At 73.9% G+C, this 11,500-nt stretch carries 8 protein-coding genes and 2 pseudogenes; 7 read left to right on the top strand and 3 right to left on the bottom strand.

Annotated features, from left to right (window positions below):
• Positions 1-454: 454 nt before the first annotated feature.
• Both polA and AC07DA_RS09400 read left to right on the top strand, forming a co-directional pair.
• On the top strand, positions 455-3,181 hold the full coding sequence (polA, locus tag AC07DA_RS09405) for a DNA polymerase I (protein ID WP_479126136.1): 2,727 nt from the start codon (positions 455-457) through the stop codon (positions 3,179-3,181).
• 159 nt (positions 3,182-3,340) lie between these two features.
• A complete protein-coding gene (locus AC07DA_RS09400; protein WP_479126135.1) occupies positions 3,341-3,877 on the top strand; it encodes a hypothetical protein in 537 nt (178 codons plus the stop codon).
• Between the two features lie 153 nt (positions 3,878-4,030).
• Here the strand turns inward: AC07DA_RS09400 and AC07DA_RS09395 are convergent.
• Positions 4,031-4,885, bottom strand: a pseudogene (locus AC07DA_RS09395) (DUF4184 family protein).
• Between the two features lie 313 nt (positions 4,886-5,198).
• On the opposite strand from AC07DA_RS09395, the gene AC07DA_RS09390 reads away from it, so the two are divergent.
• The 3 genes from AC07DA_RS09390 (at position 5,199) to pgfA (ending at position 8,305) form a co-directional block, all read left to right on the top strand.
• Positions 5,199-6,944, top strand: coding sequence for a lytic transglycosylase domain-containing protein (locus AC07DA_RS09390; RefSeq protein ID WP_479126133.1), 1,746 nt, complete (start codon positions 5,199-5,201; stop codon positions 6,942-6,944).
• Positions 6,945-7,152: 208 nt separating this feature from the next.
• On the top strand, positions 7,153-7,287 hold the full coding sequence (locus AC07DA_RS09385) for an SPW_0924 family protein (protein ID WP_479126131.1): 135 nt from the start codon (positions 7,153-7,155) through the stop codon (positions 7,285-7,287).
• A gap of 25 nt (positions 7,288-7,312) precedes the next feature.
• Positions 7,313-8,305 carry a cell envelope lipid trafficking protein PgfA gene (gene pgfA / locus AC07DA_RS09380; protein WP_479126129.1) on the top strand — a complete coding sequence of 331 codons (993 nt, stop codon included), beginning with the start codon at positions 7,313-7,315 and terminating at the stop codon, positions 8,303-8,305.
• Here the strand turns inward: pgfA and hrpB are convergent.
• Complete coding sequence (gene hrpB, locus AC07DA_RS09375; RefSeq protein WP_479126707.1) at positions 8,295-10,829, bottom strand: ATP-dependent helicase HrpB; 2,535 nt, start codon at positions 10,827-10,829, stop codon at positions 8,295-8,297. The two genes, pgfA and hrpB, sit on opposite strands and share 11 nt — an antisense overlap.
• 35 nt (positions 10,830-10,864) lie before the next feature.
• Between hrpB and AC07DA_RS09370 the strand changes: the two genes are divergently transcribed.
• Together AC07DA_RS09370 and AC07DA_RS09365 are read left to right on the top strand one after the other, a co-directional pair.
• Positions 10,865-11,101: a hypothetical protein gene (locus AC07DA_RS09370; protein WP_479126127.1), complete on the top strand. Its 237-nt coding sequence runs from the start codon at positions 10,865-10,867 to the stop codon at positions 11,099-11,101.
• Positions 11,101-11,310, top strand: a complete 210-nt coding sequence (locus AC07DA_RS09365; protein ID WP_479126125.1) for a hypothetical protein — start codon at positions 11,101-11,103, stop codon at positions 11,308-11,310. The genes AC07DA_RS09370 and AC07DA_RS09365 overlap by 1 nt, the downstream gene beginning before the upstream one ends.
• A gap of 10 nt (positions 11,311-11,320) precedes the next feature.
• Here AC07DA_RS09365 and AC07DA_RS09360 read toward each other — a convergent pair.
• Positions 11,321-11,500 (bottom strand): annotated as a pseudogene (locus AC07DA_RS09360) (integrase core domain-containing protein); the annotation flags it as partial.

Here is an 11,500-nt window from a genome sequence, read left to right as displayed (position 1 = left end):
CTTCGACTGCGCTGTGAGGTACGTCTCCGATCCTCGCACGCGGTCGTGACATCGGGTGAGGCCGCCCCGGCCCCGGAACTCCGCCCCGGGAGTGGCCCTGTGCTGTCGGCTGGCCTGGTGCGGGGTCCGGGCTCTGTGTCGGATTCGTACCACTTTGTGCTGTGCTGGGGTCCGGCTCTGCGTCGGCTTGTGCTGTCACCCGGCAGGGCCAGGGCCTCGCCTCGGGCGGCTCCGCCGGGCCTCTGGCGTCGTCCGCCCGGTCCGGAGCCACGCCGTTGCAGGGCATCCTGCCGTCACCCGGGCCGGCCCGGGACCCGCTCCCGCCGGCGCCCGTCGTCATCGGGGCCCGGTCCGGAGTCCTGCCCGCCCCGTAGACCTCCCGCCGCCACCCCGCCCGGCCCGGCACGCACCGGGGCGGGGCCGAGTGTCAGTGGGGCGTGGCAGGATCGGGGGCGTGGCAGAGACAGCATCGAAGACGACCGACACGACCTCCGGCGGCAGCCGCCCGCGGCTGATGCTCATGGACGGGCACTCGCTGGCCTACCGCGCGTTCTTCGCGCTGCCCGCGGAGAACTTCACCACCGCGACGGGCCAGCCGACGAACGCGATCTACGGCTTCGCGTCGATGCTCGCCAACACGCTGCGCGACGAGGCGCCCACGCACTTCGCGGTCGCCTTCGACGTCTCCCGCAAGACCTGGCGCTCCCAGGAGTTCACGGAGTACAAGGCGAACCGCTCCAAGACCCCGGACGAGTTCAAAGGCCAGGTCGAGCTGATCTGCGAGCTGCTCGACGCGATGGGCGCCGCCCGCTTCGCCGTGGACGGCTTCGAGGCGGACGACGTCATCGCCACGCTCGCCACGCAGGCCGAGGCCGAGGGCTTCGAGGTGCTGATCGTCACCGGCGACCGGGACTCGTTCCAGCTGGTCAGCGAGCACACCACGGTGCTGTACCCGACCAAGGGCGTCTCCGAGCTGACCCGCTTCACCCCGGAGAAGGTATTCGAGAAGTACGGGTTGACGCCCGCGCAGTACCCCGACTTCGCGGCCCTGCGCGGTGACCCCTCCGACAACCTCCCCGGCATCCCCGGCGTCGGCGAGAAGACCGCCGCGAAGTGGATCAACCAGTTCGGTTCCTTCGCCGAGCTCGTCGAGCGCGTCGACGAGGTCAAGGGCAAGGCGGGGCAGAACCTCCGCGACCACCTGGAAGCCGTCAAGCTCAACCGCCGCCTCACCGAGCTGGAGCGCCGGGTCGAGCTCCCCAAGGGCGTCACCGAACTCGCGCGCGTCCCGTACGACCGCAAGGCCGTCGCGATGGTCCTGGACACCCTGGAGATCCGCAACCCCTCGTTGCGCGAGCGGCTCTTCGCCGTCGACCCGGGCGCCGAGGAGGCGGAGACCACCCCGATCAGCGCCGAAGGCGTGGAACTGGACGGCACGGTGCTCGGCACCGGCGAGCTCACCGCCTGGCTCACCGAGCACGCCACCGGACCCCTGGGCGTCGCCACGGTCGACACCTGGGCGCTCGGTGCGGGCTCGGTCGCCGAGGTCGCCCTGGCCGCGCCCGGCGGACCGGCCGCCTGGTTCGACCCCTCCCAGCTGGACGAGGCCGACGAGACGGCTTTCGCGGCCTGGCTCGCCGACGCCGCCCGGCCCAAGATCTTCCACAACGCCAAGGGCGCCATGCGCGTCTTCGCGGAGCACGGCTGGAGCGTCGAGGGCGTCACCATGGACACCGCGCTCGCCGCCTACCTGGTCAAGCCGGGCCGCCGCTCCTTCGACCTGGACGCGCTGTCCCTGGAGTACCTGCACCGCGAGCTCGCCCCCGCGGCCGCGGCCGACGGCCAGCTCGCCTTCGGCGCGGACGAGGGCGCCGAGGCGGAGGCCCTGATGATCCAGGCGCGTGCCGTCCTCGACCTGGGCCAGACCTTCGAAAGCCGTCTGGAGGAGGTCGGCGCCGCCGACCTGCTGCGCGACATGGAGCTGCCCACGTCCGCGCTGCTGGCCCGCATGGAGCGGCACGGCATCGCGGCCGACCGGCCCCACCTCGAGGCCATGGAGCAGATGTTCGCCGGCGCCGTCCAGCAGGCGGTGAAGGAAGCCCACGCGGCGGCCGGCCACGAGTTCAACCTGGGCTCGCCCAAGCAGCTCCAGGAAGTCCTCTTCGGCGAGCTCGCCCTGCCCAAGACCAAGCGCACCAAGACCGGCTACACCACGGACGCGGACGCACTGGCCTGGCTGGCCGGCCAGACGGACAACGAACTGCCGGTGATCATGCTCCGCCACCGCGAGCAGGCCAAGCTGCGGGTCACCGTCGAGGGCCTGATCAAGACGATCGCCGCGGACGGCCGGATCCACACGACGTTCAACCAGACGGTCGCCGCCACCGGCCGCCTCTCGTCGACGGACCCGAACCTGCAGAACATCCCGGTCCGCACGGACGAGGGCCGCGCGATCCGCCGCGGCTTCGTCGTCGGCGAGGGCTTCGAGTCGCTGATGACGGCCGACTACAGCCAGATCGAGCTGCGCGTCATGGCCCACCTCTCCGAGGACGAGGGCCTGATCGAGGCCTTCACCTCCGGCGAGGACCTGCACACCACGGCCGCCTCCCAGGTCTTCGCGGTCGAGCCGGACGCGGTGGACGCCGAGATGCGCCGCAAGATCAAGGCCATGTCGTACGGCCTGGCCTACGGACTGTCCGCCTTCGGCCTCTCCCAGCAGCTGAACATCGAGGCGGCGGAGGCACGCGCTCTGATGGACGCGTACTTCGAGCGGTTCGGCGGCGTGCGGGACTACCTGCGCCGGGCGGTCGACGAGGCCCGGGCGACGGGTTACACAGCGACGCTCTTCGGACGTCGGCGCTACCTGCCCGACCTCAACAGCGACAACCGCCAGCGCCGCGAGGCCGCCGAGCGGATGGCCCTGAACGCGCCCATCCAGGGCACGGCGGCCGACATCGTCAAGATCGCCATGCTCAAGGTCGACGACGCCCTGCGCGAGGCGGGCCTGTCCTCCCGCATGCTCCTCCAGGTCCACGACGAAATCGTCCTTGAGATCGCTCCCGGGGAGCGGCCGGCCGCGGAGGAACTGGTCCGCCGCGAGATGGCGAACGCGGTCCAGCTCCGTGTCCCCCTGGGCGTCTCGGTGGGCGCGGGACCGGACTGGGAGTCGGCGGCACACTAGGGACCGTTCCGAGGCATCGAGGGCCGGCCGGGACACGGCAGGTCCTCGATGCTCCGGGCACCCCTCTCGGAAGCCCCACCCCCCAGTCCCTCATCCACCTGTCACTCGCGTGGCCGCCGAGAAAGCGCCCTGCCTCCCGGTCGTGGCAAGGATGCGGGCATGGGTATACGCACGCTCATCAGCCGCACGGCCCCAGGCGTGACACCGCGGCCGGCGTTCCGCGTGACGCTCTTCTCGCTGCTCCGCGCGGCGCCCCCACCGGCCGGCGCGACGCTCCCACCGGCCCGCGCGACGCTCCCACCGGCCGACCTGGCGCCCTCACCGGCTCGGGCGGCGCTCCCACCGGTCCGCGTGGGGGTGGCGCCGGTGCGTGCGGTCGTGGCGCCGGTCCTCCGGGCGGTGCTGCCCCGGGTCCCGGCCGTCGCGGTCGACGCCCGCACCGCGCGCGTCCCGGCCGGTCCCATCACGGCCACGGTTCTGGGCCGCAGCGCGGTGCGCCTCCGGCTACGCCTCAGCCCGGCCCACAGCCGGAAGCCCGCTGCCCTGAGCCGTGCGGCGGCCGGTGTCCGGCGGCGCCTGGCGCCTGGCCGCAAGCCCCTGGCCCTGCGTCACGCGACGACGACCCTCCGGCGGTGTCTGGCCGATGTCCGGCGCGGGCTGACCGATCCGGTCGGCGCCGACGACCGTTACCCCTGACCGTCTGACCGTCTGACCGTCTGACCGTCTGACCGTCCCTGCCGACGCCGTACTCCACACCGGCACCGCCCTCGGCCGACACCGGGCCCGCCTACAGTTACCGCCCGCACGCGCACCGCCCCCACGGACGCGCCGGGCACCGCCCCGGCCCTCTCAGCGAACCGCCGAACGGCGCGGTTCCCCACCGACGCGTCCCGGAGCACCGGGGCCCGGAACCGGACGCCACGCCCTGACCGCCACGCCACACAGCAGCACCGCCGGGACGAGCCCCGCGCCCGCGCCGAAGCACACCGTCGGGATGATCTCCCACGGCTTCGCCGCCGATCCCCAGTAGGACCACCACCGCACGGTCCGCTGAACCGCCCCCACCGACGCGAACCCGCCGATCACCGCCGCGGCCGCCCAGCGGTCCCGGACCGACAGCACCGGAACCCCCACCGGCTCGCCCCCGGGCATCCGCCGCAGCGCCCGCGCTGCGAACACGGCGATCACGGCAGCGGCCACCACGGAACCGCCGTACTGCAGCTACCAGTACAGCGGCGATCCCGCCACCTCCCGCCCCAGCACCGGGAACATCCGTGTCCCCCACCCGGCGAGGTGCGTGAACGCGTCCCACACGACGTGCGTCAGCGCCCCGAGCACCGCGGACCCGTACCACCACGCCACCAGCGAGGGCCGTACGCGCGCGCGGGGCGCCCCGCACCGCACCAGCGCGGCCACCCGTCCCTGCCGGGCGCGCGGCAGCAGCGCCACCAACGGCTCGCGCACGAGCAGCCACAGGCCCACCAGCACCCAGGCGACCAGCACGTCGACCGTGACCACACCGGTGAACGAGTGCGTGAACTCCCCGAACTCCATCGCCCCGGGCAGCACACTCGCCGCGTAATAGGTCAAGTCGGGCGCGAAGGAACCCGCCACCAGCACCGCGGGCACCAGCCGGCCCCGGCCGCTCCCGTCGGTGCGCACGCCGGGCAGGACGGCTGCCGCATGGCTCAGCGTGAACGGCAACTCGGCTCCTCGCGACGGTCGTTGTCAGGGGGATCGCAGGGCCCCAGTATGCGGGACGCCGCACGCCGGTACCGGGCGGTGCCGTCCACATGGCCGACCGGTGAAAACGGGCACGAACGGGTGTCTGGGCCAGCAAAGTTGTCGTAGGGTCGCCAGGGTCACCGTGCCGGAGCGGAGAGATGTCTTCCGGAGGGCAACCACTCGGGCCGGTCGATCGTCACAACAGAGCGAACGCAACAGCAGTACGCGAACGCATCACAGAGCGCGACAGACAGAGACGGGCGCTCGGGCGTCCACGGGAGGGGTTCACTCTATGGCGGCGCAATTCGGCAGGAGGCTGCGCAAAGGGGCGGCGACGACCGCCGTGGCCGCGGTAGCGGTCGCGGCCTTGTCCGCCTCCCAGGCTCCGGGCGTGAACGACCACGGCAGACAGACCGCCGCCGACGCCACCCCGTCGCCCGACGTGAGCGCCTCCGACGGCAGCGCCACCGGCAACTCGCCGTACTACACGGACCTGCCGCCGCTGAAGAGCCCCAACCCGTCCCCGTCCACCGGGCCGTCCGCGAGCGGTCAGGGCGAGAGCGAGGCGGGCATCCCCGCGACCGTCCTCGACGCCTACAAGAAGGCCGAGGCCTCCCTGCGCGAGTCCAAGCCGGGCTGCAACCTTCCCTGGCAACTCCTCGCGGCCATCGGCCGGGTGGAGTCGGGCCACGCCCGCGGTGGACGCGTCGACGCCGAGGGCACCACGATCTCGAAGATCCTCGGCCCGCAGCTCGACGGCAACGGCTTCGCCCTCATCAAGGACACCGACAACGGCGCCCACGACGGCAACAGCACGTACGACCAGGCCGTCGGCCCCATGCAGTTCATCCCGTCGACCTGGGCGTGGGCGGGCCGCGACGGCAACGCCGACGGCAAGAAGGACCCCAACAACATCTACGACGCCGCCCTCGCCGCCGGTCACTACCTCTGCCGCAACAACTGGGACCTGTCCGACCAGGACGAACTCGACAAGGCGATCCTCAGCTACAACAACTCCCGCGAGTACCTGAACCTCGTCATGAGGTGGCTGGAGTACTACCGCAAGGGCACGCACGAGGTCCCGGACGGCACGGGCACGCTGCCCGGCGACCGCAGCGACGGCGGCTCCGGCACGAGCCCCGACCCGTCCACGCCGTCCACGCCGTCCACGCCGAGCACGCCCGGCCAGGGCGCCTCCAAGCCGAAGCCCGGATCCCCGCCGACGAAGCCCGGCGGCGGCACCGAGACCCCCAAGCCGCCCACCACCCCGCCCAGTTCGCCGACCCCGCCGCCCTCCACGTCCCCCACGCCCACCGACACGGTGGACCACCTGGAGAACGCGGGAGCGGCGAAGCTCACGGCCATGGCCGGCGACGTCTTCGCACAGCGCATCAGCACCCGTGCCGAGACGAAGGCCGGCAAGGCCGTCGCCAAGGTGCGCATCCGCTTCACGATCCTCGGCGACACGGACACCACCTTCACCGGCGGCGAGAGCGTGGCCACGGTCGCCACCAACAGCTCCGGCGTGGCCGTCGCCCCGGCCCTGCAGGCGGGGGAGAAGACCGGCGCCGTCACGATCCGGGCCACGGTCGTGGGCCGGACGGTCCCGGGCCTCGACTACACGGCGACGGTCACCGAGCGCGCCGCCGACAAGCTCACCCGAACCGGTGACGCCGCGCTGACCTGCGTCCCGGGCGGCGAGTTCGCCACCCCGGTCCAGGTCAAGGCGACGTACCAGGGTGCCGTCGCCGACGGTGTCGCGGCCACGGCCACCCTGATCACGTCGGCCGCCGATCCCACCGCCAACGACAAGGGCCCCTACTTCAAGGACGAGGCCGGCAAGCCCGTGCGCACCCTGACGGGCCTGAAGACCGACGCGAAGGGCCTGCTGACGCTGCCGAAGCTGTACGCCGACGACACGGCCGGCACGTTCCTGCTGCGCGTCACCACCGCGGGCGGGGCGACCCTCACCGTCGAACTGACCGTGGCGGCCGCCGAGACGTCCTCGCCGAGCCCTTCGGCCGACCCGAGCGCGTAGCGCGCGCAACGCTCAGGCACGACGGACGGCGCCCCTCCTTACGGGGGGCGCCGTCCGTCGTGCTGCAAGAGGGCGCCGTCCGTCGTGGGCACGGACGGCGCGGGCGCGGACGTCGTGGTGCGTACGACGTGTTCTCATCTCCGCCGCGCGTTGCTACGGTGCCGAAAAACCTGACGGTGTATCAGCTCCGTCCGTGGGGAGGCCCCGTATGCGCGCCCTCATCGCCGCCGCCATCGGTCTCGCCGCCGCGTTCACCGTGGTCCTGACGCTGACCGCCCTCGGCCAGCCCTCCGGCGGCACGTCCCCGAAGCCCTTGCTGACGACGGTGCCCGCACACCCCTGACCCCCCGCCCGGGAGGGAGGCCGAGATGCGCCGCAAGGCCGGCCTGGTCCTGCTCGCCCTCGCCGTGTTCTTCGCGGCCCTGTCCCCGCTGCTGCGCTGGTACGCCTTCCCGCGCCTGGCCAAGGTCCCGGCGAACCACTACCAGGACATGGTCCTGGAGGCGCGGAACGCCACCCTCCTCGACTACGGCACGATGCGGGCGGAAAAGGTCCCGAAGGTCACCGTCGTACAGACCCTCCGGGGCGACGTGGAGGCCTCCGAGCGGATCGAGGAGTCCGCCGGCCGGGACGTGGTCGTCTGGGACGGCCTGACCTACGTCGTCGGTCCCGACGGCGCCATGGTCTCGAAGATCCCCGAGCGCTACGTCTTCGACGCCCACACCCAGGAGCCCGTCCACGCCACCGGCGAGATGGTCGACGGCGACCCGGTGCGCCGCGAGGGCATCGAGTTCAAGTGGCCCTTCCTCACGGAGAAACGGGACTACGCGTACTTCGACGCCCAGGCCCGCGTCACCGCCCCCATCCACTACAAGGGCACCCGGGACTTCCGGGGCCTGGAGGTCTACTACTTCGAGCAGACCATCCCGTGGACGAGGGTGCCGATCCCGAAGACCCTGCCCGTCGAGGGCCTCACCCGCGAGGCGGTCGCGGCAACCGGCACGACCCGCTGGTACACCACGGTCCGCAGGTTCTGGGTCGAACCCCTCACCGGAGCCCCCGTCCACGGCGAGGAGATCCACCGGGAGGAACTGCGCGGCGGTACCCTCCTCGGCGAGCGCGACAAGGTCACCGCGTTCGCCGGGCACGTCAAGATGCGTGAGGACTACACCGCGCACACGGTCGACCTGGTGAAGTCACAGCGGCTGTTCGTCCTGCTGCTGACCGCCTGGCTGCCCTGGGGCTCCCTGGCCCTCGGCGTCCTCCTGCTGGCCCTCGCGCTGTTCCTGGAGGCCCGCGGCCGCCGCCGGCCAGGGGCCGCCGCCGCGCGGGCCGGGGACCCGTCGCCGGTCACCGCCTGAGCCGCGCGTTGGTGTGCCGCGTCGGCTCGGCCCCGGCCGGGTCCTCGGGCCAGGGGTGCTTCGGGTACCGCCCGCGCAGTTCGGCGCGCACGCTCCGGTAGCCGTCCCGCCAGAACGAGGCGAGGTCGGCGGTGACGGCCGCCGGCCGCCCGGCCGGGCTCAGCAGATGGACGAGCAGCGGCACACCGGCCACCCGGGGCGACTCCTGGAGGCCGAACATCTCCTGCAGCTTCACCGCGAGCACGGGCTGCTCGGGACGCGTGTAGTCGATCCGGATCCGCGACCCGCTCGGTACGGTCATCCGCTCCGGCGCGAGCTCGTCGAGCCGCCCGGCCTCGCCGGACGCCCACGGCAGCAGCCGGGCGAGCGCCTCCCCGGCGTCGATCCGCGCCAGGTCCGCCCGCCCCCGGGCCCGGCTCAGCTCCGGCTCCAGCCACTCCTCCACGCGCGCGTGGAGGGAATCGTCGGAGACGTCCGGCCAGGGCTCGCCGAGACGCAGGCGCACGAACGCCAGCCGCTGCCGCAGCACCAGCGCCTCCGGCGACCACCGCAGCAGCCCGAACCCCTCCCGCCGCAGTCCGTCCAGCAGCGCGGCGCGCACCAGCCCCGGATCGGCGTCCCGCAGCGCCCGCACGGTCAGCTCCACGGCCCCCAGCCGCTCCACCCGCCGCGCCACGACGTCCCCGCCGTCCCACCCGACCTCGTCCCGCCCGGTCAGCAGAGCCCCCGCCGCGAGCCGCGCCACGTCCTCGTCGACCACGGCCCCGAGCCGCACGCGCGCGTGCCCCTTCCCGACGGGCCGGTCGGCGACGGCGACGGCGATCCAGGCGGCGCCCCGCAGCGCGCTCCCGTCACCGGCCTCGGCACGGGTCCCGGAGACCATCAGGTACGACCCGCCGTCACTCCGGGCGACACGCTCGGGAAAGGCGAGCGCGGCGACGACCCCGGCCTGCCGCTCCTCCGGGGAGTCCGCCCAGGCCCGGGCAGCGGGCGGACCGTCAGCCCGGGCGGGGAAGGCACCGCCGGGCACGACACCCCGCAACCGCCGAACCTCACGGCGCCAGCGCTGCGCGTAGGCGTCACCCCCACGCCGGGCCCGCCGCAACGCGCCCGCGAGATCGTCCCCGTACTCCCGCGGCGCCTCCTCGCTCAGCAGGGCGACCACCTCCGCGGCCCGCTCGGCCCCGACCAGCGGCACGGAGTCCACCAGAGCCCGCCCCAACCGCGGATGCAGTCCCAGCCGGGCCAGCGCGACACCCCGCCCGGTGGCCCGCCCGGCGGAGTCGACCGCCCCCACGGCCTCCAGCACCTCACGGGCCGCCGCCATGCCCCCGGCGGGCGGCGCGTCCAGCAGCGCCAGCCCGGACGCGTCCGGATCGCCCCAGCACGCCACCTGCAACGCGAACGCCGTCAGGTCGGCCACCTTGATCTCCGGCGACGGATACCGCGGCAGGCGTGCGTCCTCGGCCTCCGCCCAGCACCGGTACACGACCCCCGGTGCCTCGCGTCCGGCCCGTCCCGCCCGCTGCCGCGCGGCCGCCCGCGACGCCCGTACGGTCGTCAGCGCGCTCAGCCCGCGTGCGTGGTCCACCCGCGGCTCGCGCGCCAGTCCCGAGTCCACGACCACCCGCACTCCCGGCACCGTCAGCGACGACTCCGCGACCGACGTCGACAGCACCACCCGCCGCCGCCCGCCGGGGGCCAGCACGGCGTCCTGCACGGCCGCCGGCGCCCGCCCGTGCACCTGGAGCACATCCACCCCGGCCGGCTCCCCGAGCAGCCCGGCGACCCGGGCGATCTCCCCGGCGCCCGGCAGGAAACACAGCACGTCCCCCTCCCGCTCGGCCAGCGCCCGCCGCACCACCGACGCCACGTGCGCCAGCAGCGCCGGATCGACCCGCGTCCCGTGCGGCGGCCGTACCGGGCGCGCCGGCGGCACCCACACCACCTCGACCGGGTGAGCCGCCCCGCGCGCCTCGACCACCGGCGCGCCGCCCAGCAACTCGGCCCACCCCTGGGCGTCGGTCGTCGCCGACGCGGCCACGAGGCGCAGCTCCGGCCGCAGGGTCTCGCGCACGTCCCACAGGAACGCCGCCACGGTGTCCGCGTCCAGGTGCCGCTCATGGCACTCGTCGAGCACCACCACGTCCACGCCCGCCAGCTCCTGGTCGCGTTGCAGCCGCTGGAGCAGCACACCGGTCGTCACGACCTCCACGCGCGCGTGCGGCCCGACGACCCGCTCCCCGCGGACGGTGTAGCCGACGCTCCCGCCGACCCGCTCACCCAGCAGCCAGGCCATCCGCCGCGCCGCCGCCCGGGCCGCGATCCGCCGCGGCTCGGCCACGACCACCCGCCGCCGCGGTCCTTCCCCGAGCAGTCCCGCCAGCGCGAGCGGCACCAGGGTCGTCTTGCCGGTGCCGGGCGGCGCGACGAGGACAGCGGCACCGCGGTCGTCGAGAGCGGTACGCAGGGCACGCAGGGCGGAACGCACGGGCAACTGTTCGAGAAGGTCGCTGCGGATCACCCGTCCAGTCTCCGGCACGCCGCTACGCTCACGGCATGCAGCTGCCCGACGAAGACGTGACACTCACCGAGCACCTGGGCGCCCTCGCGGGGGCCGGGGGAGGCGGAGCCCGCTTCGTGGCCCGGCGGCTGAAGAAGGACGTCCTGGAGATCCGTCTCGGCACGGGGCTGGCGCCGCAGGCGGCGACGGCGCTGGCGTGGCGGGTTCTGGAGAGCTGCGGCCGGCCGCTCGTCACCGTCGCCGTGCCCGGGGGCACGCTCTCCGCGGAGTGATGGGCACGGGCCTCGGCGGACTCAACCCCGCCGTCGTCACGCTCACCGTCACCGCGGCCGACGACGGCGAAAGCACCGTACTGATCAGGGGCGCCGCCAAAGAAGGGCTGATCAAGCAGCGCGGTGGCCGGCGGGCCGCCGAGACGGTCGCTTCCCACTGGCTGCGGGGCGACCCCACGGCCTGGCCCGAGGCCACCCCGCCGGACTGAGACCGGCCGGCTAGGTGTGCTGTCCGGACAGGTTGGTGACGCGGCTGGCTGGGGTGTGGCCGCTGATGCCGGTGTGGGGTCGGTGGTAGTTGTATCAGTCCAGCCAGTCGGGAAACGCTGCCTGGCGTTCGGAGTCTGAGGTGTAGGGCCGCTGGTAGGCCCATTCGTCGAGCAGGGTGCGGTGGAAGCG

This window comes from Streptomyces sp. NPDC044921 (genome assembly GCF_056432865.1).
Note: the sequence above shows the minus strand (reverse complement) of the source record. Positions and strands in the feature narration are given on the sequence as shown.

Bases quoted from the DNA above. Each gene is read 5' to 3' on its own strand.
- pgfA (WP_479126129.1), top strand. From the start codon at position 7,313: ATGCGCCGCAAGGCCGGCCTGGTCCTGCTCGCCCTCGCCGTGTTCTTC.
- AC07DA_RS09390 (WP_479126133.1), top strand. From the start codon at position 5,199: ATGGCGGCGCAATTCGGCAGGAGGCTGCGCAAAGGGGCGGCGACGACC.
- AC07DA_RS09385 (WP_479126131.1), top strand. From the start codon at position 7,153: ATGCGCGCCCTCATCGCCGCCGCCATCGGTCTCGCCGCCGCGTTCACC.
- AC07DA_RS09370 (WP_479126127.1), top strand. From the start codon at position 10,865: ATGCAGCTGCCCGACGAAGACGTGACACTCACCGAGCACCTGGGCGCC.
- AC07DA_RS09365 (WP_479126125.1), top strand. From the start codon at position 11,101: ATGGGCACGGGCCTCGGCGGACTCAACCCCGCCGTCGTCACGCTCACC.
- AC07DA_RS09400 (WP_479126135.1), top strand. From the start codon at position 3,341: ATGGGTATACGCACGCTCATCAGCCGCACGGCCCCAGGCGTGACACCG.